Raw genomic sequence first — 25911 nt, forward strand, 5'->3', positions numbered from 1 at the left:
GGCGCCGAAGAGGGAGGGAGCCGGATGCATGCTCGCTACGCACGATTCGCGGGACTGGTGGTTGGTCTCTCACTCGGCCAATGGGTCGGGCGTCGCGTACGCGACCACGTCGCGCGCTCGGAAGCGCCACCGCTCATCGACTGGGCGCGAGCACGTGAACTCGCGATCAATCTCTCTGGAGGTATCCGGCTCGGTGCGGAAGAGCGCGACCGAGCACGCGCAGAGTACCGGCAGCTAGCCGAGGAACTGGTCCCTTCCATTGCACGATTCATCGACGCTCCGGTTCCGACAGGAGTCTCCCGGCTCTTCGTGTTCGACCGCATCGATTGGATCGATGCGAATCTGGAGAACTTCGCCGAGATCCTGCGTCCGCTCGAAGGCATCGTGCACCTTCCCGAGCAACCACTTGCGCGTATCGGGGCTCTTGTCTGGGCACACCTCGGCCGATCGGCAGCAACGGCTGAAGTCGGGATGGCTCTCGGGTTTCTCTCTCGTCGCGTGCTGGGTCAGTACGACATTGCCGTACTGGGGCGCGAACCGGTCACGACCGGGAAGCTCTACTTCGTAGAACCGAATGTCCGTTGGGTTATTCGAGCCTGGAATCTTCCAGAGGACGATTTCCGACGATGGCTCGTGCTCCACGAGGTAACGCACGCCTTCGAGTTCGAAACCTTTCCCTGGCTCGGTGATCACATCAACAGCCTGATCCGACAGTGGGTCGAGTCGCTTCGACGGGACGCCAATCTTGGTCGCCGCATCTTGGAAGCTGTTCGAGCGGCTGCTCGCGCGGAACGCCAGGCTGACCTCGCGTGGATCGAGTTGTTCATGTCGGCGGAACAGCGGCACATCTTCCGCTCGCTCCAAGCGGTCATGGCGATCGTCGAGGGTTACAGTAACTACGTCATGCGGGAGGTCGGACGCGAGCTACTCCGGGCCTACGAGGTGATCGAGCGGCGTTTCGAGGAACGGGAGCGGATGCGTACCCCGGCGGAACAACTGATTCTTCGCTTGACAGGACTCGATATCAAGTTGGAGCAGTATCGCCGCGGTGAGGCGTTTTGCCGAGCCGTCGTGGAACGGTATGGTCCGGCAAGCCTGCGCCTACTCTGGGTATCCCCGGAGACGTTGCCACGCTACGAAGAACTCGATAACGTCGAGACGTGGTACCAGCGGGTTGCTGCCAGCGGAGCACGGTGATGACGCTCGATCTCCTCAAGGTGATCGATGCACTTCGGCAAGCCGTAGTGGAATCGTCGGTACAGACCCGCCATCGAGAACCCGAACTGCTCGACCTGCTCGCAACGTTCGATGACGACGAGGTGCTCCAGCGGATCGAACGCGCCAAGACTTCCTGGCTACTCGGCATCGCGCTCGACCGATATTTCGTCAAATACCCGGCTCCGGCAATCCCAGCTGATGGATATTCGTGCATCGCGACCGATGGGTCGATCGTTGCGAGTGATCGGCACGGTCCGCTCGCCTATGCGGTCGTCAACATCGGCTTTTGTATTTTGCAGTACGGGCAAACACCGGAAGCGCACCTCGGAGCCGAGCCGACAGTCCTCTGGCGCGAGGAAGATTTGTGGATCGCCGACGGAGCGCGACGGATTCCGGTTAGCGGTACTGTGCTCGGCCTCCGTCGTGCAGTGATGGAACTCCGGGCAGGACTGAGCTGGATCGACCGTGTCACCGCACCGTCGGTCGTGTTGCTCGATGGAACACTGATTCCGTGGGGACTCGAAGGCCAAGCGACGACAGTGGTGCAATGGGTTATGAGGGAGTTCGCGCCAGCACTGGCAGCGTACCGCATGCGGCGAGTACCAGTCGCGGGGATCATCAGCTACCCGGGTTCCCGCGATATCGTCAATGTCCTGCGGGTGGCCGCCTGCGACTATCCGGTTCACGGGCGTGTTGTCGATTGTGACGACTGTCTGCTGCGCGTTCAACGCGGAGAGCGCCAACAGGCCTGTCTCGTCGTGCCCAATGTGACGGATCGGTGGCTCTTCGGGGAGTTCCAAACGACGCGGCTGGCGCCGGGTGAACGGACCGGTTGTTTCCGTAGCCGATCGACCATTTTGCAGCAACTTCCGGAAGACGACCAGATCGTGTTTTTCTACGTGCAGACAGGCGCAGAGATTGCACGCGTCGAGTTGCCTTTCTGGATCGCTCGTGACAGCTCGCTTCTCGATCTCGTTCACGCAGTGGTCTGGGATCAATGCCAGCGGGCACGCGGTTACCCGTTAGCATTGCAGGAGGCGCATGAGCAGGCAGTCATTCACTGGCAGGAGCGTGCCCAGCTCGAGACGTTGATCCAGCAACTCTACGCAGCCTATGGGCTGATCATGGAACGGTCGGCGAAGGAGCGCAGCAAGCGTGTGCGCTTCGCATGAACGGGCACGGATCGGCGAGGTCGTCGAAACCTCGACGGTCCGTTTTGTCGTCGAATGCGACGAGCTGGATCGCGTACCAGAACTCGGTTCCTTCGTCCGTGTGGCGGGATCGGGAATCGAGACGGTCTATGGTATCGTCGCCTACGCCGAGACAGGAGCAGTCGATCCGGGACGTCGTGTCGTACGGCGCGGCTCCCCAGCGTTGCAAGATCGAGCGTTGTACGAAGCGAATCCGGAGCTTCGCTTCGTGCTCCGGTCGCTCTTCATTGCGGTCGCCGTCGCGTTCGAGCAGTCGCAAGAACTCGTGTTCCTCGTCCCACCGTATCCCCCACCACTCCACTACAGTGTCGAGGTGGTCGAGAACTCGACCGTGCTGCGCCTTACGGAGCGGCTCGCCTACTTGCCGCTGCTCGATCGCTTCCAGGGTCCGGTTCCAACTGAGCAACTGCTGGCCGCACACCTGCGGTACGTGTACCGAACCAGAGGGAACGATCACGGCTGGCTGGAATCGGCAGCGCGAGAACTCGCGCGTCTCCTCAAGCGGGACTACGACCGGCTTTACAGCGTGTTGACAGCATTGGAGGGAGCACTGCGCACCGAGGAATCACTTCAGTGACGGAAGTGTCGTTCCCCGGTGAACACCATCGCGATACCAGCACGCTCCGCTGCAGCGATGACTTCGCTGTCTCTTTTCGAACCACCGGGCTGCACGATAGCCGTGATGCCTGCCGCAGCTGCAACTTCCACCCCATCCGGAAACGGGAAAAACGCATCGCTCGCGAGGACCGCGCCCCTCGCTCGGTCTCCAGCACGCCAGAGTGCGAGGCGCACGGCATCGACGCGATTAGGCTGGCCGCCACCGATCCCGACAGTCTGCTGGTCACGGGCGATGACTACCCCATTGGAGAGAACGAAGGGAACGACGGTCCAGGCGAAGACCAAGTCCTCCCACTCGCGTTCACTGGGCTCGCGCGTGGTAACTCGACGCCAGCTTTGGGGTGCCCGACTCGGAATGTCCGGCGTCTGAACGAGAGCGACATCAGCTGTCGTTCGCCAGATGACGGGTGGTTCACACCAGGGTGGTGCGAGGACGATACGCAACGCTTTGCGTCGACGGAGCAGCGCTTCTGCTGTCGGCTCGATCGATGGCGCGATAATGATATCGAAGAGGTGCTGCGCGAGGGCTCGGGAGACCGGCTCGTCGAGATGACGGTTCAACGCGACGATGCCACCGAACGCCGAGACCGGATCCGCGTCGAACGCACGGGCAACTGCATCAGCGATCGTCTCGCCGATTGCGGCACCACACGGAGCAGCATGTTTCACGATAACAGCTGCTGGCTGCTCGAAACGCCACACGAGTTGCCAGGCTGCAGCAGCATCCTGAACGTTGTTGTACGATAACTCGACTTCCCCGATCGTCCGCCAGGAGCCGATTTGAGCGGGATAGCCGCGAATCCGATAGAGCGCAGCGACCTGGTGCGGATTCTCTCCATAGCGAAGCGTGCGCAGTTTCTCGAGCGGGAGGGGAAGCAGGTCGGGAAACTGGTCATGACGCAAGTAGGCAGCGATCTGCGCGTCGTAGACTGCGACGTGAGCGAATGCTTTCGCGGCCAATTCCCGACGGAACTCCAGAGGGACCACGGCTGGGCCACCGGCCGCGAGGACGGCCGCGACGCGGCCGTAGTCGTTCGGATCGACGATCGGGAGAACCCACCGGTAGTTCTTGGCTGCGGCACGCAGCAGAGTCGGCCCACCGATATCGATCAATTCGAGTGCTTCCGCTTCCGGGGTGTCAGCGTGAACGACACGATCGAACGGATACAGGTTCACGACGACGAGATCGATCGGCTGGTAGCCGAAACGTGCGAGTTGTTCCATATGGCTCGGTTCATCGCGCCGGGCAAGAATCGCAGCGTGAACCGCCGGATGCAATGTCTTGACTCGTCCTTCGAGCAGTTCGGGAAAACCGGTGAAGTCGGCAACTTCCAGTACTGGCAAACCGTGTTCTCGCAGGAGACGCGCTGTACCACCGGTCGAAACGAGTTCGCACCCGAATTCGAGTAGCTGGCGTGCGAACTCGACGACTCCCGACTTGTCCGAGACCGAGAGGAGTGCCCTCATCTTACCTCCTCACATGTTCTCTGGCGTGCTCATCGACTTCCGGGAGCACCAGAACATCCTTGCCGAAGACCGCCCGGAACAAGCCTGCACGTGCCTGCGCTTTTTCCACCTCGAGTGTGGGATAGGTCTTCGAACGCGCGTGAATGGTGATGTAACCGTTATTGAACTCGACACTGACGTCTTCCACGAACTGTTGATGACTAGCATCGAGCCCTTCGGCGATCCGGAGAATCGCTGCGAGTTGTTCGACAAGTCGACGCAAGGCATACGGCAGTCGTTGGAACTGGGGATGGCGCGGTGAGGGTTCCGCCGCTCGATGGTACCGAGCGATGTTCGCGATGGCGAGTTGCTCCGTGCGGTCGAATCCCTTCAGGGGAACAGCCATGATACGGTCAAAACTATACCGGTGGTGCTCGGCCAGCGATCGGAACTGGCCAGCATCGTGCCAGAGGGCTGCTGCGGCGAGGTAGTCGCGTCCCTCAGGCGGCAGACCGAAGCGATCACGCAGCTGATCGAAGAGCCGCAGCGCGAGGAAAGCGACGTGCTCGCTATGCTCCGGGTCCGGCGTTTCGATCGTACCGGCAGCTCGCGCTCGTTCGAGGGACGGATCGGATCGCAGCACTGCCCAACCTCCCGTGCTGGGGGAAGTATGCCCGAAGTCAGGGCGGGTTCAGAGACGATCGACGACCAGGCGGATGATCGTCCGGAGGGTCTCGATCACTCCGACGGAGCGGACAGCGACAGCAGGAAACCGGGGTGCCCGCATGGGATTGACATAGCGGTCCAAGACGGGAACCGGCAGCGCGGTTGGCAGGTCCATCTTGTTGTATTGAAGGACAAGCGGAAAATCCGTGAACCGCTTCCCTTGTTTCGCGAGATTCTGAATCAACTCGCGCAGACTTTGCAGGTTGTCAGCGAGTCGCTCTCTTTGTGCGTCGGCGACGAAGACGACTCCATCAGCGCCGCTGAGAACAGCAACGCGCGTCTGCCGGTAGAGCGTTTGCCCAGGCACGGTGTACAGCTGGAGCCGAAGGCGATACCCATGGATCGTTCCGATATCCACGGGGAGGAAATCAAAAAACAGCGTTCGTTCCGCTTCCGTATCGATGGAAACCAGTTCGCTTCGGACGTGCGGTGGAAGCGACCGATGGATCACCTGAAGGTTCGTCGTCTTTCCAGAAAGACCAGGTCCATAGTACACAATTTTCGCGTGAATCTCGCGTGCTGCGACATCGATCAGCGCCATGGTCTTCGATCACCGGGATCCTTCCGTTCGGTCAGGCCATCAGCGAACCAGTTACGCGACGAGGACAGTATCGTCCTGCTCCCCATAGCGCAGAACCACGCGCGGTCCATCTGCTGCGAGGACCCTTCCGAGAATCCAGCCCTCGCCGAGTCGGGATCGAAGGTCTGCGATAAAGGCCGCTTCGCCGATCACGACGAAGCCGACCCCCATATTGAAGACGCGGAACATTTCCGCCGTGTCGATCTGCCCACGGCGTTGAATTTCGCCGAAGATTTCCGGGATTTCCCACGTCCGCGAGTCGATCTCGACTCGGCAACCAGAGGGAACGATGCGTGCGATATTCTCGACGAGGCCTCCGCCCGTAATATGGGCCATGCCGTGGAGCCCCTCGTTCCCGAGCGACTCGCGCAGAAGTGGCACGTAGCATCGGTGCGGCTGAAGCAGCAGCTCACCGAGTGGTCGGTCAGCCCAGGGCGGTATTTCCTCGAGAATCGACCGATCTCGTTCCGGATTGCCGGTCATTCCCAGACTCGCGCGCGCCAGAGAGTACCCATTGGTGTGCAGCCCGTTGCTCGGAAGCCCGAGCACCACGTCCCCCGGGACGATACGGGAACCGTCGACGATCCGGTCGACGGGGACGACGCCGACCATACAGCCAGCCAGATCGTACGCACCAGGGGTGTAGATGCCCGGTAGCTGTGCGGTTTCTCCACCGATCAACGCGCAGCCCAGATCCCGACATGCCCGCGTCATGCCACGGACGAGTTCCTCGAGAACGCGGTCGTCGAGCCGGGCAGTCGCGAAGTAGTCGAGAAAGAACAGCGGAAAAGCACCGCATGCGAGCAGGTCGTTCGCACTGTGGTGGACGAGATCGATGCCGATACCTTCGTGAACCCCCCACACGTTCGCTACCAGGATCTTTGTCCCCACACTGTCGATCGTCGCAACGAGTGCGAGCTGTCCGTCGCTTCCCGGTGCAGCGAAGACGCCACCGAATAATCCCAGGGGGCGCAGCACGTCGCGGGTAAATGTCTCCTCGACCGCCCGTGCGATGCGCGCCTTGACCGCTTCTGCGCGGGTCAAATCCACGCCAGTCCGAGCGTACGACAGCGATTCCACGAATCGTTCCTCGTCACAGTGCTCCCGAGCGTGCCAGCTGTTCGAGCTGTGGGCCGATACGACGCAGGGCAAGCCGCAAGCGTCCCAGATTCCCGCTGCCCTGTGCGACCAGGACGAGTGCCGTGTCCTGATCCAGGGGCGCGATCAAGAGCAAGTGACGGTCGAACTCGACGATCGCTTGACGCGGGGAACTACCGAGTTCCTGCCCGAGTGCTTCCAGCATGAGCAAGCCGCTCACCGCGTTGGCGGCGATCGCCTCGCTGTCCAGTTCCGTGCCAGGTGCCGAAGCTGCTTCGACGAGGAGACCGTCGGTGGTCACCACCAGCGCGGCCTCGAGACCGTAGTCTTTCTGCAACCGCTGTACCAGTTCGCTCATCGTCACGGGAACTGCTCCTCGCGCTGCACCGTTCGTCTGGTCCTATTATCGACCCTTTTCTGACAAAGCGCGACAGGAATTTCGTCCTGAGCGAGTATTCTTCAGCGATCGGCGGACTCAGCAAGCAGATAGCGCTCCACCCGTGGCAGCAGGGAGGACGGAATACGCGCCTGGACGACGATGCCCTCTGACTGGTAACGCTGTTCTTCGATCGTGCCTCGCTCTTCGATGAGGGAGAGGATCGCTCGTTCTCGATACGGAACGAGAAGCTGCACGGCGACCGGTTTCGTAACCGCCCGCAGCGCCTCGGCAATGCGCTGGCGCAACTGCGGAAGGCCCTGACCTGTTCGTGCAGACACGAGGACCGCATTGGGCGGCAGACCGAGTTCGCCGGCGAGCCTGTCAGGAGCCAGGTCCGAGCCGAGCACGTCGATCTTGTTCAAGACGGTGATCGTCGGAAACTGCTCGGCACCCAACTCGCGCAGAACGCGGCGGACGGTTGCTGCTTGCTCGGCGGCTTTCGGGTGCGTGATATCCACGACATGCAACAGCAGGGTTGCATCGAGGATCTCCTCGAGCGTGGCGCGAAATGCTGCGACCAGTGACGTCGGCAACTTGTGGATGAAACCGACTGTGTCGGTGAGCAGAGCGACCTGTCCATCCGGTAGCTCTAGGCGCCGGGTTGTCGGATCGAGCGTCGCGAACAACTTGTCCTCGGCGAGGACGGAGGCGCCGGTCAAGGCGTTCAAGAGTGTCGACTTTCCGGCATTGGTGTACCCGACGAGCGAGACGACCGGCAGGCGCTGCTGACGGCGTCGCTGCCGGTATCGCTCGCGATGGCGGCGGACATCTTCCAGTTGCCGCCGGATCCAGGCGATCCGCTCACGCGCCCGGCGCCGATCGATTTCGAGCTGCGTTTCCCCTGGCCCGCGAAGGCCGACGCCACCGACTGCTTGTCGAGAGAGGTGGGTCCACATGCGGGTCAAGCGTGGTAGGCGGTACTCGAGTTGAGCCAGCTCGACCTGCAGCCGCCCTTCGCGCGTCTGCGCCCGACGCGCGAAGATGTCTAAGATCAACGCGGTTCGGTCCAGTACCTTGACCTGGAGAGCCTCCTCCAGGTGACGGAGTTGTGAAGGGCTGAGTTCGTCATCAGCCAGCAACACGGAAAATCCGAGACGTTCGCGAAGTGCGGATATTTCAGCAAGCTTCCCTGGTCCGACATAGTGTCGCGGATGCGGGTGTGGTAGATGCTGAACGATGGATCCGACAACCTGCAGACCGGCAGTCGCTGCGAGTTGGGCCAACTCAGTGAGAGACGATTGGGGATCCCACCCGTCATGCCGCCAGTGTACGCAGACGAGCAGGGCGCGTTCGGTTTCAGTTGGCTGGATGAAGAGATTCGTCGCCTTCCTCCGACTCACGGTACGCCACTGGCTCACACAGTGCGTGGGCTGACCGCCCCAGCACAAGTGTACGCACAAAAGACGAAAAGCCACCGCCGACTGCGGCGGCAGCTTCAGGCTGGGGAGTAGGGATTCGAACCCCAACTAGCTGATCCAGAGTCAGCCGTCCTACCGTTAGACGACTCCCCAACGACCGCGATAAAGTGTAGTCGTCGTAGTCGATCGTTGTCAAGGGTTGCATCGGTTCCCCCATCTCGGTTAGCGTTGGGGCAGTGGAGGCTCTAGGATGGGAGGTGTCGTGATGGGCGTTGGCTACGATCGACCGCTGTACATCCTCGCGTTCGACCATCGGAGCTCGTTCGAGGAGATGGCCAGCAAGGCCCGTGTGCCGGAAAGCGAGCGGGACGAGAAAATCCGGCAGGCGAAGCAGGTGATCTTCGCTGGCTTCGAGCTCGCGGTCGAGCGAGGTGCACCACGCGACGCAGCCGGTATTCTCGTGGACGAGCAATACGGGGCGGACGTCGCGCGGGTGGCTCGACAACGCGGGTATATCCTCGCGATGCCGGTCGAGAAGAGTGGCCAGAAGGTCTTCGACTTCGAGTACGGTGACCAGTTCGGCGACCACATCCTGGCGTTCGATCCCACCTTCTCCAAGGCACTCGTGCGCTACAACCCCGAAGATCCTGCCGATACCAAGCAGATCCAGCTCGAGCGTCTCAAGCGACTGCACGATTGGCTGCGTGAGCGGGATCGGAAGTTCCTCCTCGAGTTGCTCGTGCCAGCCACCAAGGCACAGCTCGAGCGGGTCGGAGGCGATAGTGAGCGCTACGACCGTGACGTGCGGCCGGACCTGACACTCCAAGCGATCGACGAATTCTATGCTGCCGGCGTGGTACCGGACGTTTGGAAGATCGAGGGCTTGGATCGTCGCGAGGACTGCGAGCGTATGGCCGCCAAGGTGCGCAGTGGTGGTCGTGACCACGTCAGCTGCGTTGTTTTGGGACGGGGAGCCGATCCTGCTCGCGTCGATCACTGGCTCCGCATGGGCGCGGGAGTCCCGGGCTATATTGGTTTCGCAATCGGTCGCACGCTCTGGTGGGAGGGTGTACAGGGCTTCTTGAACGGAACGCTCTCCCGAGACGAGGCTGCTGACAAGATCGCAGCCAACTATTTGCGAGCGATCGACCTGTTCGTGGAGGCCTCCCGCGCAGCTGTGGCCTGATGCAGCGTGGCCGCGACCCCCAGCGGGGTTTGTCCCGCTGGGGGTCACTGTCTCGACAGGACGAAAAACCGGCTCCGCGTGGAGCCGGCCATTGTCCGTTTCTCTTCGTGGTGCCGAGGGGCGGGATCGAACCGCCGACACCGTGATTTTCAGTCACGTGCTCTACCAACTGAGCTACCTCGGCTTACGCTGCCTCGCGGCATTCGTGGGCGATAGAGGACTCGAACCTCTGACTTCCACGGTGTAAACGTGGCGCTCTACCAGCTGAGCTAATCGCCCGCGAAGTGGTGCCGAGGAAGGGATTTGAACCCCCACGCCCTTTCGGGCACTACCCCCTCAAGGTAGCGCGTCTGCCTATTCCGCCACCTCGGCACGTCCCTGCCGCCTCGGCAGCACTACAGAGTATAGGCAGGAGCGGCAGGCGCTGTCAAGGGATGGCGCCTCCCAGCCGGGGCGTGTTCGTCGGTTGCAACGGAGGAGAGCGCGATCGACTGCGAATTCCCAACTCGACCGAGGAAGGGATCAGTCTCCAGCGCGCGTCTCTTGACACTGTCCAAAAAGGTGTGTACATTGGACCGTGTCAAGGGAAGGGCACGGCTCGCAGTGACCGAATTCCTCTCGCCCGAACGACGCGCCGAACTGGCGTCTCGCCTGCGCCGGGCAGGGTTGCGGGTGACCAATCCGCGTCTCCTCATCCTGGACACGCTGGAGCGAAGCGGTGGGCACCGATCCGTCGATGAGCTGCTGCACCACCTGGAAACTCGCGGCATTCACCTCCCTCGGGCGACGGTTTACAACGTGCTCCACTCGCTCGTGGCCGCTGGACTGGTCATGGTCGCCGACGTTGGGCCGGGACGGATGCTGCTGGAGACGCTCCGGCAGTGGCATCACCACTTCGTCTGTCGCGAGTGTGGTGCAGTGATCGATGTGCCCTGTGTCGTCGGAAGCAAGCCCTGCCTCGAGCCCGACCTTCCAGGGGCCGAGGTGGATGAAGCGCAAGTGATCTGGCGTGGCCGCTGTCCCCGGTGTGTCGCCGCATCGCGAGCCGAAGGAGACGCCGATGCACGGTCAGCTGTCGGCTCCTCGTGGTCCACCGACTGACCGTTTGGACGACAGGGACTGACGGGATCTACTGACAGTGCTGTCGTCGGATCGTTCCGAGGGAGGGAGCGCGATGTATCTTCGAATCGATCGTCTGCAAATCGAGTTGCCGCAGCCGAAGGAGCCTGACCCGAATGCTGCCGCCGCTGTTCAGGAGCTGCTCGGCGGACGCTTCGGTGAGATGTCGACCTTGATGAACTACACATACCAGTCGTTCAACTTCCGCGGTCGCGACAAGCTTCGTCCGTACTACGACCTCATCGCGAACATCGCGACCGAGGAGCTCGGCCATATCGAGTTGGTCGCCGCTACGGTCAACTTGATGCTGACCGGCACGACGAAGCCAGCAGCACCCGATGCCGCACCGCTCGCCCCTGCCGTCAACTTGCGCAATACGCATCACTTTATCGCAACCGCGCAGACGGCGTTCGTCGGAAACTCGATGGGTGCGTTCTGGCATGGCGACTACGTCTTCTCCAGCGGCAACCTGATCCTGGATCTTCTCCACAACTTCTTCTTGGAGTGTGGCGCGCGACTACATAAGATTCGTGTCTACGAGATGACGACGAACCCGGTCGCACGCGAGATGATCGGGTATCTCTTGGTCCGTGGCGGCGTCCATGCGACGGCCTACGCGAAGGCGCTCGAGACGCTCACCGGCGTGCAGGTAACCAAGTTGTTGCCGATTCCCAATATCGAGAACAGCAAGTTCCCCGAGGCGCGCAAGTACGAGGAAATGGGCGTCCATCGGCGGCTCTACCGGTTCAGTCCGGAGGACTACAAGGAAATCGCGAAGATCTGGCGCGGACCGTCTCCGGCTGGCGATGGAGACCTCGAGGTCGTCGACGGTCCACCAGCTGGTGGGCCAGTGCCGGATCTCCCGGAGGTGCCGGAGGAGTTCGCTCCAGGGCTGGCGCCCGAGGAAATCGCCGAGCTCGCCAAGAAGCTCGCTGCGAGCTGAACGCCGCATACTCCTCGCTGCTCACCACGGGTCGGGGGCCGGTTGCAACCGGCCCCCGACAATCGTTTTCCCGAGTCCTTCAAGAGCAGAGCGCCCGACAGTCATGCGCCGGTCGTTGACGATTCTTCGGTGTCGACGATGCAGAGATGGAGCTCGCGAAGCTGCCGCTCGTCGATCGGTGACGGCGCGCCGAGCATAAGGTCCTGAGCACGCTGGTTCTTCGGGAAGGCGATCACTTCACGCAGCGACGACTCACCAGCCAGGATCATCACCGTGCGGTCGAGACCAGGGGCCATTCCGCCGTGCGGCGGTGCGCCGTACTCGAACGCCCGCAGAAGATGGCCGAAGCGGCGCTCGATCTCCGCGTCGTCGTAGCCCATGATGGAGAAGATCTTGTTCTGGACCTCACGCTGGTGGATCCGGATACTCCCGGTACCGAGTTCGTAACCGTCGGCCACGAGATCGTATGCTTTGGCGCGTACCCGGCTCGGGTCGCTGTCCAGGAGCGGAATGTCCTCGTCCCGTGGACTTGTGAACGGATGATGCATCGCTTCCCAGCGCTGTTCGTCTTCGTTCCATTCGAAGAGGGGTGGATCGATCACCCAGCAGAAGGCATGGACCGACTCGTCGATGAGTTTCCGGTCACGGGCGACCTGATTTCGTAGCCGACCGAGAACGTTCGCGGCGACTGACTCGGCATCGGCGACGAGCAAGAGTAAGTCACCAGGATTGGCCCGGAACCGCTCCGCGAGCGTCGCGAGTTCGTGTTCGCTCAGGAATTTCGCGACTGGCGAGCGCGCGGTGAGGCGTCCTTCATCTTGCTGGAGTGCCAGCCACACCAGGCCTTTGGCACCGAACGAGCGTGCCAGTTCGGTCAGCTGATCGAGCTGTGAACGCGTTGCGTCGGCGAACCCCGGCACGGCGAAGCCACGGATCACACCGCCCGCAGCGAGAGCATTCTTGAACACACCGAATTCAGTCGCCGTGAAGACATCGGAAACGTCCTGGATCTCGAGGCCGAAACGCAGATCCGGCTTGTCGCTCCCGTAGCGGAGCATCGCTTCAGCGTAGGTCAGTCGTGGAAAAGGCTTTTCCTTCAACGGTTTCGAAGCGAACTGCTCGAACATCTCTGTGTACAAACCCTCGACCAGGTCGATCACATCCTCGACATCGACGAAGGACATCTCGAGGTCGATCTGCGTGAATTCCGGTTGGCGGTCGGCTCGCAAGTCCTCGTCGCGCATGCAACGAGCGATTTGGTAGTAGCGATCGAAGCCCGCGACCATGAGGAGCTGCTTGAGTTGCTGCGGCGATTGGGGCAGCGCATAGAAGTGGCCTGGGAAGATTCGGCTCGGTACGACGTAGTCACGTGCTCCTTCGGGAGTACTCTTGATAAGCATCGGCGTCTCGATCTCGACGAAGTCACGCTCCTCCAGATACTGCCGTACGAAGCGAACGACACGATGGCGGAGGAGCAAGTTCCGTTGCAGGCGTGCACGGCGAAGGTCGAGATAGCGGTACTCCAGACGGAGCGACTCATCCACGTCGGTCTCTTCGGCGATCGGGAAGGGTGGTGTTTTCGAAGGATTCAGAATCTCGATGCGGTCAGCGACGACTTCGATTTCGCCAGTCGGTAAGGCAGGGTTCACCGTACCTTCCGGTCGGGCGACGACCTGGCCGGTGACAGCCAGCACGTACTCTGCGCGCACCCGCTCGGCCGTTGCGTGCGCATCTGGTGAGTGCGCCGGATTGGCGACTACCTGGGTGATGCCGTACCGATCACGCAAATCGAGGAAGATCAGTCCACCATGATCCCGACGACGATGCACCCATCCCTTCAAGGTGACAGTACGACCGACGTGCTCGCGACGCAGTTCCCCGCAGGTGGTATGCCGACGGAGTCCTGCTCGTGCTGAGATCGTTGTGTCGCTCACGACGAGCTCCTTTCTCGGACTTTTCAGGAATCCTGCAACTGGTCGATGACCTCGCGTTCAAGGGCGAAGCTCCAGGATCGCACGGCTGCTTCGCTGTCAACACCGGATCGGACCGCCTCGATGACGAGCGAGACGATACGAGCGCCGAGCACACGAGCCGGATCGGAGTCCACCAGGGCGAGTGCCCGTTGCAGTTCCGCGAGTCGCTCTGGTTGGATACGATGTAATCGCTCGAGCAATTTTTGTGTTCGTGCCAGTGCAGGGAGTGAAGCCGGTACCAGACGCTCCCGCCGCCCCTGCTCGGCACGCTCCGCTGCCTTGATCGCTTCCCAGCGAGCCAGAACTGAACTTGCCGATTCAGCACGTTCCTGACCGAACACATGGGGATGACGACGCACGAGTTTCTCGATAACGGTACCCACGATTTCCTCGTAGACGAAGGCACCACGCTCTTCGGCGATTTGTGCGTGCATCAGAACCTGGAGGAGCACATCGCCCAATTCCTCGCGCAAGGCGTCGTCGTCCTCCGCCTCGATCGCCTCGATGGTTTCGTACGTTTCCTCCAGGAGATGCGAGACAAGTGTCCGATGCGTCTGCTCCCGATCCCACGGACAGCCATTCGGCGCTCGCAAGCGTGCGACCACTCGCTGCAACGCCTCGGTCACCGGTGCATCCAAGGGGTCGAGCGCCGGGATGAACACGGTCGTCGTTGCGTCGAAGTCGTAGTGATCCAGCTCGTAGAGCATCGCATGCAGCGCGTGTGCATGGGAACTTCCCGCAGCTCGGATCAACCGGATCGGCGTCTCCGCGGGATACAGCCGTTGCAAAACCAGCTTGACGTGCGATGCGATGTAGCGGTCATACACCTGACCGAGGAGGGCAGGCCGGAGAGGAGACAAGGGCCAGTAGCCGGCAGCGAACGGCGCAGCTTCAGCACAACTGACGAGTTCGAGCGCATCCACGATCTGCAGATTGCTCGCCAGCGCGTCGATGCCGAGCAGGGGGAGTGCCGCATCGATGAAGCTCAAACCCGGAATGACCGTGTAGCTGATTCCATGCGACGGCGCATCGACCAGAAGGCGCCGCACGGTCGCTTCACCGACCAGTGGATGGCCGGGAACAGCGTAGACGAGCGGCGTCTCTTTCGCGCGCTGCAGGACACGCGCCACGATCGCGTCATAGGCCTGCTCGAACGTGGCCGCTGACTCGTAGAGGTCGTCACACGATTCCCACTGTGTCGCTTCCGGGAACGAGTGAACGACCGGATGCTGGCGTGTCCGGAGCAAAACCGGTCGCTCACGGAGCAACGCGAGAGCAGCACGGGTCAGGTACTCCGGAGCTCCCGGGCCCAAGCCGATAATGGCTAGCTGCGCAGTCTCCGCCATCGGCTCACCGCTGCGCCTGGCTCGAGGCCTCGCCACCGAGACTGAGGACAGCGAGGAACGCCTCCTGAGGGATTTCCACGCTGCCGATCCGCTTCATGCGGGCCTTGCCTTCCTTTTGCTTTTCGAGCAGCTTCCGCTTGCGCGTCACGTCGCCACCGTAGCATTTGGCGAGAACGTTCTTGCGGATGGCCCGGATCGTCTCCCGGGCAATGACGCGACTGCCGATCGCTGCCTGGATCGGGACGTCGAAGAGCTGTCGCGGGATCAATGTCCGAAGCTTCTCGACGAGTTCCCGTCCACGCGCATAGGCTTGATCACGATGGCAGATCAACGAAAGTGCATCGACCCGGCGTCCATGCACGAGAATGTCGAGCCTCACCAGGTCGCCCGGGCGATAGCCGATCAGTTGATAGTCCAGTGACGCATAGCCTTGCGAGCGCGATTTCAGTTGGTCGTAAAAATCGACGATCAGTTCTGCCAGCGGAACCTCGACCGTGAGGCGCACACGATCCTCGCCGAAGTACTCCATTTCGATGAGTTGCCCACGCCGGCTCGTCACCAGATCCATGAGGTTCCCGATATACCGAGTCGGAGTAAGAATCGTCGCGCGGGCCCACGGTTCCCGGATCTCTTCGATCTCACCGGCGGGCGGCATCTCAGCCGGTGAATCGATCAAAACCGTGCTACCGTCGCGCTTGACTACCTCGTACTGAACGCTCGGCGCGGTTGCCAGTAATTCGAGCTGATATTCCCGCTCCAAGCGCTCTTGAATGATCTCCATGTGCAGGAGCCCCAGAAATCCGCAGCGGAAGCCAAAACCGAGCGCTTCCGACGATTCGGGCTCGAAGACGAGTGCTGCGTCGTTGAGTCGGAGCTTCTCGAGCGCATCGCGGAGTTCCTGGTAATCGTCGCTATTGACCGGATAGAAGCTGGCAAAGACCATCGGTTTGACCGGACGATAACCAGGCAGCGGAACAGCTGCCGGGCGTTGTGCATGCGTGAGCGTGTCGCCGACCTGGCAATCGCGAACGACCTTGAGTCCGGTCGCAACGTAGCCGACCTCGCCAGCTGTGAGCTCTTCGACGGGGGTCATCAACGGGCGAAACTGGCCGAGCTCGAGGACTTCTCCCACCGTTTGGCTCGCCATCATGCGGATCGGATCGCCGACCCGCAGCGTGCCGTCGACCACACGCACGTAGGCGACCACACCCTTGTACGGATCGTAGTGCGAGTCGAAAATGAGCGCCCGGAGCGGTGCCTCGGGCGAGCCGCTCGGTGGCGGAACTCGCTGGACGATCGCCTCGAGGATGTCTTCGATGCCGATCCCTTCTTTGGCTGAGGCGAAGATGACTTCCTCCGGAAGAAGCCCGAACTGCTCCATGAGGTCTTGTGCCACCTGTTCGGGCATCGCGTTGGGAAGATCGATCTTGTTGACGACACCGATGATCGTCAGGCCGAGGTCGATCGCGAGCATACCATGCGCGAGCGTCTGTGCTTCGATCCCTTGCGTCGCGTCGACGACGAGGAGCGCACCTTCGCAGGCGGCGAGGCTGCGAGAAACTTCAGCCGAGAAGTCGACGTGCCCAGGGGTATCGATCAGATTGAGGATATACAGCTCACCATCGCGGGCTCGATACTGCATGCGAACAGCCCGCGCTTTGATCGTGATGCCCTTTTCCCGCTCGAGATCCATCGAATCGAGAACTTGCTCGACCATCTCGCGATCGCTGATGGTCTGCGTGACCTCGAGCAGGCGGTCTGCCAGCGTCGACTTGCCGTGATCGACGTGCGCGATAATGCTGAAGTTCCGGATTCGCGTCTGGTCGACCATACCCCTGCACGTACCCCACGAAAGAGCGACATCACCGTCCAAGTATAGCCTCGATGAGGTTTTGCGCTGGCTGCGGTAAGCTGTGCAGGAAGCGCCTCGCGAGGGCAACGAGGTCAGGCTGGCGGCAGGCGAGCCCCAGAAGCAGATAACTCGCTCCGAGCGCGCCCAGCGTGTAGCTGAAGACGAGCAACTGCGCGAACGATCGTCCCAGTGCAGGGTCAGTGACGCGATCGAGGAGCGGTGCGAACCACCAGGCAGCGAGCGTGGTCACCGCCAGAGCCGGTAACGCTCGAGCGAGGCGGACGACAACGAGTCGGTACTGAATCGAAAGATGCTTCCGGAGAAGCAGAACCAGGATCAGCATTTCAAGCGTCGTCGCGAGCGCGAGACTGAAAGCGAGACCACGATGCCCCAGCGGCTGGGCGAGCAGGGTGCCGAGAATCAGGTTCGCCCCGACCGCACCCACAGCAGCGATGACGGGTGAACGGCCGTCCTTGAACGCGTAGGAGAGTCGCGTCAGGAGCTCGACCACGGTGTAGGCGATCAATCCTGGCGCGAACCAGCGGAGCCCGGCCGCGACGAGTGTCGTCGACGTCGCGGTGAAGGCACCGAACTCGAAGAGCGTCTGGACGATACTCCGAGCGAAAAAGAGAAAGACGGCGATCAAGGGCAGTGTCGCGAGCAAAGCGAGGGAAAGAGAGCGCGTGAACGTCTCCTGGAGGCGGTCGAGTGCACCGGCACTGCGATAGTGAGCCAGAGTCGGAAAGAGGACGGTGGCAAGACTCAGGGCAATGACGCCGTGCGGAAGGAGAAAAATCTGGTAGGCGTACTGCAGCGCAGCGATCGATTGGTGCCCGACCCGCGAGGCGAGGTTGGTCAGAATCAACAGATTGATTTGCATTGCTGCTTGGGCCAGGAGCCTGGGTCCGAGAAGCGCTCCGACATCCTGTAAGCCAGGAACTCTGCGGTGGAGCGAAAAGAAGAATCGCCAACCAGAGCGGTACAAGGAAACGAGCTGCACGGCTGCATAGGCAGCCGCACCGAGAACGACACCGTAGGCGAGGCCGAAGATACCAGCCTTCGGCGCGAGCAGAAGGGCGCCAGTGATGATCCCAGCGTTGTAGAGCAACGGCGCCACGGCCGGTTCCGTGAAGCGGGAGTCCGCCTCGAGCATCGCCTTCGCTGCGGCACCGATCCCGAGAAACAGCGGTGAGAGGATCAGCACCCGAGTCAGATTCGCGGCAAGGTCTTGCGCGGCCGGCGACAACCCCGGTGCGACGAGCTGGCGAATGAGCAGGTCAGCCGTGAGAAGCGTGACAAGACCTGTGAGGACAAAAGCCGATAACGTGAAACTGATCAAGACATTCGCGAGCTTCCAGGCAGCTTCACGTCCACGCTTCGCGAGAAGTTCAGTATAAACCGGGATAAACGCTGAGCCGAATGCGCCGCTCATCACGACGAGAAAGAGCAAGTCAGGGATACGGAAAGCCGCGACGTAGGCATCGTAGTCCGAAGACGTCCCAAAACGTGCAGCGATCACGATCTCTCGAAGCAAACCGAACAAGCGGCTGACGACGAAGAGCGCCGCGACGATAACGGTCGCTCTCGCAAGTCGTGGCGATGTCCGCTGTTCGCTCGTGACCACGTCGGTTCCTCGTCTCGCCGACTGGAAATGGTACTCGAGACGACTGTCCTGGCTGGCCGAGGACGCCTGCTCGCACCGCCACGCGCTGGCCGGCACTCGTGTTAGACTCAGATGACAGTGAAGCGTGTGGGTGTTGTCGTATTCGAGGGGGTAGGAAGCTTTGCCGAATACGAAGTCTGCTGCTAAAGCACTGCGTCGTTCCGAGCGGCGGCGAATCCGGAACCGCTACTGGCGCTCGACCGCTCGGACGCTCATCAAGAAGGCGCGGAAACTGATCGAGGCGGGTGACCTCGAGGCGGCTGCGAAAGCAGTCGGTGATGCGATTTCCGTCCTGGATCGGGCTGCAGCCAAGGGAGTCATCCACAAGAACAACGCGGCCCGGCGGAAGTCCCGCCTCATGAAGCGTTTCAATGCCCTGCTCAAGGCTCGCCTCGCGCAACAGGCCGAACAGCAGGGGGCCTGAGGCCCCTCGCTTCCGTGCTGCATTCAGCGTGGTCGAGGCTGCGTTCGGCGGTCTGGCGGTGCCAGTGCCGCCGCGAGCGCAGCCTCGATGTCGCTGAGTGTGCCCCGCTTGAGTCCGGCGTCGACGGCACGGAGCACGAGAAGGAGTTCGCGGACTCGCCCGAGTCCCCCTTGAGGAGCTTGACGCCGCGCCTGATGGATGCGTCCGGCGGGCACGCCGGTTGCCGCAGCGACGACATCCGGCGGAAGATGTGGTGTCAGCAAGGCTGCCAACTGCGCTTCCAGGTGACTCGCGAGTTGTCCCAAGAGGATTTCCGGCGCGCTTCCCGTTGCCTCCGCACGCGCCAGTTCCCGAAGAACCGCATCGTAACGGTCGCGTCGAACGGCATCGACCAATTCCCAGCCGAGCGGCGCTTCCGCTGGGTTTACCAGCTCGTGAATGACGGCGCGCGTGATGACCTTTTCGGGGAAGACCGCCGTCGCGAGCTTGGCGAGTTCCGCGTCGAGGCGAGCGAGATCGATAGGCTCCTCGGTGTCCGCGGTTCGGGACTTCGATCCGCTCGGAGCTCGTTCCGCCACGCCGAGCATGGCAAGGAGTTCACGAGCTGCATCGAGCTCGATTGCCACACCGTACCGCTCAGCGCGATCCTGCACCCATCGGAGGAGATCGTGGCCACGCGGCGTCGTGCACTCGACCACTGCGAGGTTCTCGCCGAAGCTCATCCGCAATTGCGCGAGTGCGGTCTCCGGGAGGAGTTCCTCGAGGCACACCAGGTGGGTGGAAGCTGGGAGTTCAGCGAGCCGAGAGAGGAGCGAACGATCGATTCGGCCACTCGTGCAGTTCGCCCCGAGTAGATGCTCGGCTACGATCACCCGGTTCGCTCCGAAGAATCCCGGTGTGCACGCTGCCGAGAGAATGGCTTCGACAGTCGTTCCGGCTGGGAAGCGACTGGTCGAGAGCCCGCTGGGATCCTCCTGGGCGATGAGTTGCTGCACGCGCTCTCGCTTCAACAGGTCACTCGTGCCGTGCAGGACCGTGAGCATGCAGGCATCCTTCCCTCGCTCGGTGTCGAGTGTATCGTTTTCCAGTGGGTACCGCAGGGGACAGACTATGCGACCCTTTCGTTTCTTGGTCACGGTGGCCGGTGTCCTGTTCGTTGGACAGTTTGTGGCGATGTCGGTGAGCGCCGGACCTCCATTCGGCCTGCCATTCGCAGAACCGCCAGGCGTGTCGACGTGGTTCGTGAGCCAATGGTACGGGAACACCGTCGCAGCCTACCGTAATCGATCGACACTTTACGCCGCTGGACAAGGCATGCACTTCGGTATCGATTTCGCAGCGCGGTGCGGTACCGTCGTACGAGCGATCGGCGATGGTGTAGTGGTTGCAGTCGACGGGCCATACGGTGCCGCGCCGCACAACGTCGTGATCGACCATGGCAATGGCTATCGCTCCCTGTACGGTCATCTCAGAGACCGCTCACCGCTCCGTGTCGGCCAGAAAGTCCGACGCGGTGACCCGGTCGGGCTGGTGGGCGATCCGGCGAGTCTCCACTGCGATCGGGCGCCGCATCTGCACCTGGAGATCCGTGATTCGAGGATGCGACGCGCCTACAACCCAGTGTCGCTGATCGACGCAGACTGGCCACGACTCACCCTCGGGCTCGGCCTCGCTGGCCAGCAGTTCGTGTTCGCCTACGAGGATCCAGTGCGCTGGCGCACACCGTGGGATCAACCCGACATTGTGTTCGGCGGGAAACCCCTGAATGACTGGCATTCGACCTGGCCACCATACGAGGGAAGCAAGTAGGGTGCGGAGATACCTCCTGCTCGGACTGACGATCCTGACCGTTCTCGCAGGCTGCGCGCCTTTTCAGTCGAGACGCCCACCAGTCGAACCTGGCCCTGCACCGACTGCCGGGTCCCCTCCACCGCCGACGTTGCGCGCGGTCGCGTCGCCGATGGAAACCCCATCGCGAGTATCTGGCCAGCTCGTGACAGCGACAGCGCCGGAATCGTCTTCGACCATCACTACCCCCACCGCCTCACCACGCCGATCGGACTCGTTCATCGCAGCCTCGTGTTGTGGCCTCCTCTCGTGGGCCGCTCCGGACTGGTTGTTCGTGTACGACCGCTCTCCTCAGGAGGGTACCTGGCTCGTCAATGTCGTGTCCGGCGAGCGGCGCAGGCTCGGCTCCTGGTACGGTGCTGCCGGCAGCGGTCGCGCCGCTCTGCTCGATCCCGATCGGGGAGTAACGACCTTGCTCGATTGGTCCGGCCGCGTCCTCGATGAATTCCCGACAGGGCGAACAGTGGTGACGCTGTCACCGGACGGACGGTATCTCGCCTGGCTGGAGAGCAGAAGTGAGCGTTTGCCCAGTTCCTTCGTCGCCCCCGTCAGCACGGTCATCGTCTTCGATACGATAGCTCGACACAGCTATCGGCTGGGAGAGCTACGGGTCGCCGGCTTGGTGTGGGCGGGGGCAGGTGACCGCTTACTCGTGCTCGGCGAGTCGCCGGATGGCAGTGTAGCTGGCGTGTGGCTCGCAGAGGCGCCGTGGAACGATGCCCACCCCGTTCTCACCGGTCGCTTCTTCGTCGATCTTCGTGTCGTACCGGATAGCAGCGCGTTCTTCATCACGCGCGTTCTTTCTGGGAGCGTGGAAGACGATGGGGTCTGGCTCGTCGATCCGGCTACGGGCGACCGTCGACGAGTCCCGATCGAGCCGGCGTATCGCCCTACTTCTGCAGCTGTATGGGTTCTCGACGCTGAGAGTGGAAGCCCAAGACTCCGCGCGTATCAGCTCGATACGTTTCAGCCATGCGCATCCGCACTCCTGACTGAACCGGTGCTCGCCGAGACCTGGGAAGTGGCACCGGACGGCCGCTGGATCGCGTATTGGGGTGCGCTGAGTCAGCACGTGCGAGTCGAGGCGCTGCCGGCGTGCCGGGTCGATTCCTAAACGCGGGAGCGCGAGAGGCGTAAACGCGGAAGGAGAGGCCGGAGTAGCGTGAGCTCCTGGGAACGAACAACGCCGAAGGCGAAGAGTGCGATGCCGTAGGTGACGAGGGCTAAGGGAAACAACAATACCCATGAGATGTTCCGGACCAGCACTCCGACCAGACAGCCAGTCGCCGCTGCCAGGAGAGGCCGCCACAGCAGCACGCTCCAATCGACCACACCGAGATGACGCGTAACGCTGCGACGCAGCAGTACCAGGAGCACGATCTCGGTGAGGATCGTCGTGACGGCTGCTGCGCGGTAGCCGAACAGAGGAATCGCAACGAGGTTCGCGCTGATATTGAAGACGGTCGCGGCGATATAGGCCGGAGCGATGTCACGTTGTCGATCCACTGCGATGATGGCGTATTGCGTTATGCCATTGAGGTAGTGCAGCGGCGCGAACCAGATCAAAAGACGCAGCGTGTCAGCAGCGTCTGGGAGAAAGGTGCTGCCACCGAGAATCCGAATGAGAAGCGGTGCAGTCAAGAGGGTAAAAATCACGATCGCCCAGCCGATGATGACCAGAAACTTCGCACCCAGCTCATAGGAGCGACGGAGATCGTCACCGGTTTGTCGCGCGAGCACTGGAAAGACCGCTAGAACGAAGTAGGAGGGGATCAACGGCAACAAGTTCGGCAACTTGTAGGCCGCGTCGTAAATGCCCAACGCCCGCGTTCCCCCGAACGCTTGGATAATGAACGTGTCGATACGGAAAAAGACAGTGATCAACAAGCCATTGAGGAGCAGTGGCCAGGCTGCTCGCGCGAGTTGCTTGGCCTGGAACGGGGTAAGGCTCCAGGCGATACGCACGCGCTGTCGGTGGAGCGCGAGGTGCATCGCCGCGGCGTTACAGGTCGCTGCGATGACGGCAGCAGTCGCGATGCCAGGCACGCCCCAGCCTGCATCGAGAGCCAGGAGACCGATCGCGAAGCGAATCAAGTTCGTGAAGACCGTCAGTACGGCCGGCAAGTGGAGTCGCTCGTATCCCGTGAACACGGAATTGATCGCTTCAGCGTAACTCGCGGGGAGCAAGGAAGCGGTCAGCAGTATGGTCGCGACGATGCTGGCTCGCGAGAGATCGAGCAACGTTGAGCCGATTGTCAGATAGACTACCAGTAGCGGAGACACCACCACGAGCACGGCATAGCGAAACAGCGTCGTCGCGCCGATCAGCTGTCCAGCTGACGAGGGGTCCCTCGCGACTTCACGGGCAGCCAGGATACTGAGGCCGAAATCGGTGACCGTCTTCAAGTACAGCCACGTGACGGTCGCGATCGCGTACTGACCGTTGCCCTCGACACCGAGCATGCGGAGCGCGAAGGCAGCGAAGACCAGATCGACAACACGATTGAGGAGCTGCGCGGCGATCGGTGTCGCGGAGTTCGCCAGGATGCGGCGAGCCTGGTTCACGGTAAAGCGGTCGATCAGCGTCGTCCCGCTCGCTGCCAGGCTAAAGAGACCGCCGAGACCGAGAAGGAGAAGGCTCACGAGCACGATGCGGATCGGTTCGTTCGCGCTTTCGCCAGTGAGACCGAGCATGAGCACTCCAGCCTCTTCCGGACGTCCCGGTAGTCTGATCAGAGCGATGCTCACGGTTCGTACGCAGCGAGTCGGTAGACCTCGAGATGCTGTTCGGCCGACTTCGTCCAGCTGAACTGAGCGGCACGCTCACGGGCAGCGTGGCGTAGCCGCTGGGCCAGCTCTTCATTGGAAAGGACGTTCCATAATGCGTCGGCCAGTGGGTCCGGCGCGTCGACTGGAACATAAAGAGCAGCGGTAGCGGCGACCTCACGATGGACAGTCAAATCTGTTGCGACGGCCGGAACGCCGCAGGCGAGCGCTTCGAGAAGCGGTAAATTGAAGCCCTCGTAATAGGAGGCAGTGACGAAGGCGCGTGCACCACTGTAGATTGCGGCTAACAGGTCGTCGTCGATTCTCCGGAGCCAGACGACCCAGTCGCGGCGTACTGCTTGGAGAATCGCTTCCTCGAGCCGCTCGGAAAGCCACCCCGAAGAACCGACGATCACGAGTTGAAGGTCGGGCCTTTCGCGCAGGAGTCGTTCGACAGCACGAAGCAGGATCGGATAGCCCTTACGGGGTTCCACGGTTCCCACCGCGACGATGTACGGATCGCGGATACCCAGACTCGCCAGGAGCGGAGTACCCTGCGCGCGTTCGACGGGACGAAAGGTCGCGCCCACACCGTGGTAAATCACATGGACACGTGCCGGATCGACGCGGTAGAGGCGGATGAGGTCGGTTCGTACCGCTTCACTCACGGTAACGATGCGGCGAGCCGATGCCAGCGTCCTGGGAACGGTTGCTGCTAGAAACTGGACTAAGCGAGGATGTCCGAGTTCCGGCACGATCAGATAGCTGAGATCATGGATCGTGACAACTCCCGGGGAGCGAGTCGGCGGTAGGAGGAAATCGATCCCGTGCACCACATCGACGTGTCCGACGAACATCTCGAGGAAAAGCGGAAGCCGCACACGATGCCACAGCCGAGTGAGCCAGACCGGAGAAAGGGGAAGACGACGAAGCGTCGCGCCAGCAGGCGGACAACCGACCGGGTGCGAGACGCGGCCGTAGAAGAGCACAAGATCCTTGCCGAGGAAGGATACGAGCGCCGAGACCAATTCCCGAGCATAGCGACCGATCCCGGCCGGTTGGGAAACTCCCGGAGAAAAATCGAGAGCAACACGCATCGTCTCAGCTCCCGCGTAAGCGCTCGACTATCCAGGGAAGACCAGCGACGATGAACACGCTCCAGTACGCGACGAGGCGATCGAGCAAGGCGAGCGCCACAGCCTGCTCGGCGCGAACGCCGAAGAGGATGAGCGTGCCGGCGATACCGATCTCGACAGCACCGATGCCTGCCGGCGTCAGCGGTACGGTCGTCAAGAGAGCGGCGAGGAGTGCGATGAGGAAACTCATCGCGACGGAGAGTGCGAGCCCGAGTGCTCTCGCCTCCGCATAGACCCGCATGCCTTCCAGAAACCAGAGCGGTACGGTGAGGGCGGTGACTCCAACGAACGCTCGCCCACGGAGTTGCAGTCCGGCAGCGAAACGGATGAGCGGAGCGCGGAGAACGGGAGGGAGCACTCTGACCAGCCGATCCGAGTGCCGGAACGAGGTGAGGATCGCGGCGAGTGCAATGCCCATACCAGCCGCGACGAGCTGGAGCGGCAGCAGTTGAGCGTTCGTTGCCACGCCGACGACCCAGGCTGCGAGCGGTAGGAGCAAAGCGAGCACGACGAGATCAGCGGACCGTTCGATGAGGACCGTACCGAACACCGTGGCGACGGGAAGTTCCGATCGGCGCTGAGCGAGGTAGCTGCGATAGAGCTCGCCGAGCTTGGCCGGCAGCGCACAGTTGACGAGCCAACCATACAGACAGAAGCGCGTGAGCGTGAGCGTAGACGGGATCGTGCTCGAGTCGCCGTGCTGTTCGAGAAGCACACGCCAACGGAGCCCGCGGAGAGGAAACGAACCGTAGTAGGCGACGAGTGCCAAAACGACAAATCCGGGTGAACTCCCGACCAGCAGCTCAGCAACGTCACCCCACGCCAGTTGACTCCGCCACCAGGCTACGGCCGCGAAGACCACGACAACGATGACGCCGATGGTCCCTCGCAGAAGAGACCGACGCCAGTCCACACTGATCGTCTTCGTGGTTTCCGATACAGTCACAGTCACTTCCTGTTT

The 25911-nt window shown here is 62.0% G+C and carries 24 protein-coding genes and 4 tRNA genes; 9 read left to right on the forward strand and 19 right to left on the reverse strand.

Features of this window, described 5'->3' with window-relative positions; translation table 11 throughout:
* Positions 1 to 24 precede the first annotated feature (24 nt).
* Genes OO015_RS00840 through OO015_RS00850 form a run of 3 tightly spaced genes read left to right on the forward strand, consistent with a single transcriptional unit; the run spans position 25 to position 3006 of the window.
* The gene (locus OO015_RS00840; RefSeq protein ID WP_265938865.1) at positions 25 to 1197 is read left to right on the forward strand and encodes a zinc-dependent metalloprotease; all 1173 of its coding nucleotides are present in this window, start codon (positions 25 to 27) and stop codon (positions 1195 to 1197) included.
* A complete protein-coding gene (locus OO015_RS00845) occupies positions 1197 to 2390 on the forward strand; it encodes a DNA double-strand break repair nuclease NurA (RefSeq protein WP_265938867.1) in 1194 nt (397 codons plus the stop codon). Before OO015_RS00840 ends, OO015_RS00845 begins: the two co-directional genes overlap by 1 nt.
* Positions 2374 to 3006: a hypothetical protein gene (locus OO015_RS00850; protein WP_265938869.1), complete on the forward strand. Its 633-nt coding sequence runs from the start codon at positions 2374 to 2376 to the stop codon at positions 3004 to 3006. Before OO015_RS00845 ends, OO015_RS00850 begins: the two co-directional genes overlap by 17 nt.
* Here OO015_RS00850 and purH read toward each other — a convergent pair.
* The 7 genes from purH to OO015_RS00885 all read right to left on the reverse strand — a co-directional run bounded on the left by purH (position 3000) and on the right by OO015_RS00885 (position 8847).
* A complete protein-coding gene (gene purH, locus OO015_RS00855) occupies positions 3000 to 4514 on the reverse strand; it encodes a bifunctional phosphoribosylaminoimidazolecarboxamide formyltransferase/IMP cyclohydrolase (RefSeq protein WP_265938871.1) in 1515 nt (504 codons plus the stop codon). The genes OO015_RS00850 and purH overlap by 7 nt on opposite strands.
* 1 nt (position 4515) lies before the next feature.
* Entirely contained in the window at positions 4516 to 5136 is a 621-nt protein-coding gene (locus OO015_RS00860; protein ID WP_265938873.1) for an HD domain-containing protein, read from the reverse strand.
* Between the two features lie 48 nt (positions 5137 to 5184).
* A complete protein-coding gene (locus tag OO015_RS00865; RefSeq protein WP_265938875.1) occupies positions 5185 to 5760 on the reverse strand; it encodes a GTP-binding protein in 576 nt (191 codons plus the stop codon).
* Between the two features lie 51 nt (positions 5761 to 5811).
* The gene (purM, locus tag OO015_RS00870) at positions 5812 to 6879 is read right to left on the reverse strand and encodes a phosphoribosylformylglycinamidine cyclo-ligase (RefSeq protein ID WP_265938877.1); all 1068 of its coding nucleotides are present in this window, start codon (positions 6877 to 6879) and stop codon (positions 5812 to 5814) included.
* Between the two features lie 13 nt (positions 6880 to 6892).
* Positions 6893 to 7255, reverse strand: coding sequence for a roadblock/LC7 domain-containing protein (locus OO015_RS00875; RefSeq protein WP_265941000.1), 363 nt, complete (start codon positions 7253 to 7255; stop codon positions 6893 to 6895).
* A 101-nt stretch (positions 7256 to 7356) separates the two neighbouring features.
* A complete protein-coding gene (gene hflX, locus OO015_RS00880; RefSeq protein WP_265938879.1) occupies positions 7357 to 8676 on the reverse strand; it encodes a GTPase HflX in 1320 nt (439 codons plus the stop codon).
* A 100-nt stretch (positions 8677 to 8776) separates the two neighbouring features.
* A tRNA-Gln gene (locus OO015_RS00885) sits at positions 8777 to 8847 on the reverse strand.
* 97 nt (positions 8848 to 8944) lie between these two features.
* On the opposite strand from OO015_RS00885, the gene OO015_RS00890 reads away from it, so the two are divergent.
* Positions 8945 to 9880, forward strand: a complete 936-nt coding sequence (locus tag OO015_RS00890) for a 2-deoxy-5-keto-D-gluconate 6-phosphate aldolase domain-containing protein (protein ID WP_265938881.1) — start codon at positions 8945 to 8947, stop codon at positions 9878 to 9880.
* A gap of 108 nt (positions 9881 to 9988) precedes the next feature.
* Here the strand turns inward: OO015_RS00890 and OO015_RS00895 are convergent.
* From OO015_RS00895 to OO015_RS00905, 3 genes are all read right to left on the reverse strand, one after another.
* Positions 9989 to 10064: transfer RNA gene (locus OO015_RS00895), tRNA-Phe, on the reverse strand.
* Positions 10065 to 10086: 22 nt separating this feature from the next.
* A tRNA-Val gene (locus OO015_RS00900) sits at positions 10087 to 10159 on the reverse strand.
* 6 nt (positions 10160 to 10165) lie between these two features.
* Positions 10166 to 10252, reverse strand: a tRNA-Leu gene (locus tag OO015_RS00905).
* Between the two features lie 198 nt (positions 10253 to 10450).
* On the opposite strand from OO015_RS00905, the gene OO015_RS00910 reads away from it, so the two are divergent.
* Together OO015_RS00910 and OO015_RS00915 are read left to right on the forward strand one after the other, a co-directional pair.
* Positions 10451 to 10981, forward strand: coding sequence for a Fur family transcriptional regulator (locus OO015_RS00910; protein WP_265938883.1), 531 nt, complete (start codon positions 10451 to 10453; stop codon positions 10979 to 10981).
* 73 nt (positions 10982 to 11054) lie between these two features.
* On the forward strand, positions 11055 to 11942 hold the full coding sequence (locus OO015_RS00915) for a manganese catalase family protein (protein WP_265938885.1): 888 nt from the start codon (positions 11055 to 11057) through the stop codon (positions 11940 to 11942).
* Between the two features lie 101 nt (positions 11943 to 12043).
* On the opposite strand, the gene aspS is transcribed toward OO015_RS00915, so the two are convergent.
* The 4 genes from aspS to murJ are packed head-to-tail and all read right to left on the reverse strand — an operon-like array spanning position 12044 to position 18737.
* Positions 12044 to 13861 (reverse strand): aspartate--tRNA ligase, encoded by a 1818-nt coding sequence (aspS, locus tag OO015_RS00920; RefSeq protein ID WP_416236579.1) that lies wholly within the window; start codon positions 13859 to 13861, stop codon positions 12044 to 12046.
* Between the two features lie 38 nt (positions 13862 to 13899).
* Positions 13900 to 15261 (reverse strand): MazG family protein, encoded by a 1362-nt coding sequence (locus OO015_RS00925; RefSeq protein WP_265938889.1) that lies wholly within the window; start codon positions 15259 to 15261, stop codon positions 13900 to 13902.
* Between the two features lie 4 nt (positions 15262 to 15265).
* On the reverse strand, positions 15266 to 17092 hold the full coding sequence (lepA, locus tag OO015_RS00930; protein ID WP_265938891.1) for a translation elongation factor 4: 1827 nt from the start codon (positions 17090 to 17092) through the stop codon (positions 15266 to 15268).
* Positions 17093 to 17123: 31 nt separating this feature from the next.
* Positions 17124 to 18737, reverse strand: coding sequence for a murein biosynthesis integral membrane protein MurJ (gene murJ / locus OO015_RS00935; protein ID WP_265938893.1), 1614 nt, complete (start codon positions 18735 to 18737; stop codon positions 17124 to 17126).
* Between the two features lie 160 nt (positions 18738 to 18897).
* Between murJ and rpsT the strand changes: the two genes are divergently transcribed.
* Positions 18898 to 19200, forward strand: a complete 303-nt coding sequence (gene rpsT, locus OO015_RS00940) for a 30S ribosomal protein S20 (protein WP_265938895.1) — start codon at positions 18898 to 18900, stop codon at positions 19198 to 19200.
* 23 nt (positions 19201 to 19223) lie between these two features.
* On the opposite strand, the gene holA is transcribed toward rpsT, so the two are convergent.
* Complete coding sequence (gene holA, locus OO015_RS00945) at positions 19224 to 20243, reverse strand: DNA polymerase III subunit delta (RefSeq protein ID WP_265938897.1); 1020 nt, start codon at positions 20241 to 20243, stop codon at positions 19224 to 19226.
* Positions 20244 to 20310: 67 nt separating this feature from the next.
* Here holA and OO015_RS00950 point away from each other — a divergent pair, with 67 nt between their 5' ends.
* On the forward strand, positions 20311 to 21009 hold the full coding sequence (locus OO015_RS00950; protein ID WP_265938899.1) for a M23 family metallopeptidase: 699 nt from the start codon (positions 20311 to 20313) through the stop codon (positions 21007 to 21009).
* A 63-nt stretch (positions 21010 to 21072) separates the two neighbouring features.
* On the opposite strand, the gene OO015_RS00955 is transcribed toward OO015_RS00950, so the two are convergent.
* On the reverse strand, positions 21073 to 21270 hold the full coding sequence (locus OO015_RS00955) for a hypothetical protein (protein WP_265938901.1): 198 nt from the start codon (positions 21268 to 21270) through the stop codon (positions 21073 to 21075).
* A gap of 52 nt (positions 21271 to 21322) precedes the next feature.
* Here OO015_RS00955 and OO015_RS00960 point away from each other — a divergent pair, with 52 nt between their 5' ends.
* A complete protein-coding gene (locus OO015_RS00960; RefSeq protein WP_265938903.1) occupies positions 21323 to 22162 on the forward strand; it encodes a hypothetical protein in 840 nt (279 codons plus the stop codon).
* Here OO015_RS00960 and OO015_RS00965 read toward each other — a convergent pair.
* The 3 genes from OO015_RS00965 to OO015_RS00975 are packed head-to-tail and all read right to left on the reverse strand — an operon-like array spanning position 22159 to position 25896.
* The gene (locus OO015_RS00965; RefSeq protein ID WP_265938905.1) at positions 22159 to 23796 is read right to left on the reverse strand and encodes a flippase; all 1638 of its coding nucleotides are present in this window, start codon (positions 23794 to 23796) and stop codon (positions 22159 to 22161) included. The two genes, OO015_RS00960 and OO015_RS00965, sit on opposite strands and share 4 nt — an antisense overlap.
* Complete coding sequence (locus OO015_RS00970) at positions 23793 to 24911, reverse strand: glycosyltransferase family 4 protein (RefSeq protein ID WP_265938907.1); 1119 nt, start codon at positions 24909 to 24911, stop codon at positions 23793 to 23795. The genes OO015_RS00965 and OO015_RS00970 overlap by 4 nt, the downstream gene beginning before the upstream one ends.
* A gap of 4 nt (positions 24912 to 24915) precedes the next feature.
* Complete coding sequence (locus tag OO015_RS00975; RefSeq protein WP_265938909.1) at positions 24916 to 25896, reverse strand: lysylphosphatidylglycerol synthase transmembrane domain-containing protein; 981 nt, start codon at positions 25894 to 25896, stop codon at positions 24916 to 24918.
* Positions 25897 to 25911 lie beyond the last annotated feature (15 nt).

Source organism: Thermomicrobium sp. 4228-Ro, from assembly GCF_026241205.1.
Lineage (GTDB): Bacteria > Chloroflexota > Chloroflexia > Thermomicrobiales > Thermomicrobiaceae > Thermomicrobium.

Coding starts and splice junctions, on each gene's coding strand:
- OO015_RS00890 (WP_265938881.1), top strand. CDS start 8,945: ATGGGAGGTGTCGTGATGGGCGTTGGCTACGATCGACCGCTGTACATC.
- purH (WP_265938871.1), bottom strand. CDS start 4,514: ATGAGGGCACTCCTCTCGGTCTCGGACAAGTCGGGAGTCGTCGAGTTC.
- OO015_RS00845 (WP_265938867.1), top strand. CDS start 1,197: ATGACGCTCGATCTCCTCAAGGTGATCGATGCACTTCGGCAAGCCGTA.
- lepA (WP_265938891.1), bottom strand. CDS start 17,092: ATGGTCGACCAGACGCGAATCCGGAACTTCAGCATTATCGCGCACGTC.
- OO015_RS00915 (WP_265938885.1), top strand. CDS start 11,055: ATGTATCTTCGAATCGATCGTCTGCAAATCGAGTTGCCGCAGCCGAAG.
- OO015_RS00865 (WP_265938875.1), bottom strand. CDS start 5,760: ATGGCGCTGATCGATGTCGCAGCACGCGAGATTCACGCGAAAATTGTG.
- holA (WP_265938897.1), bottom strand. CDS start 20,243: ATGCTCACGGTCCTGCACGGCACGAGTGACCTGTTGAAGCGAGAGCGC.
- OO015_RS00955 (WP_265938901.1), bottom strand. CDS start 21,270: ATGAACGAGTCCGATCGGCGTGGTGAGGCGGTGGGGGTAGTGATGGTC.
- OO015_RS00970 (WP_265938907.1), bottom strand. CDS start 24,911: ATGCGTGTTGCTCTCGATTTTTCTCCGGGAGTTTCCCAACCGGCCGGG.
- OO015_RS00840 (WP_265938865.1), top strand. CDS start 25: ATGCATGCTCGCTACGCACGATTCGCGGGACTGGTGGTTGGTCTCTCA.
- OO015_RS00925 (WP_265938889.1), bottom strand. CDS start 15,261: ATGGCGGAGACTGCGCAGCTAGCCATTATCGGCTTGGGCCCGGGAGCT.
- OO015_RS00875 (WP_265941000.1), bottom strand. CDS start 7,255: ATGAGCGAACTGGTACAGCGGTTGCAGAAAGACTACGGTCTCGAGGCC.
- OO015_RS00950 (WP_265938899.1), top strand. CDS start 20,311: ATGCGACCCTTTCGTTTCTTGGTCACGGTGGCCGGTGTCCTGTTCGTT.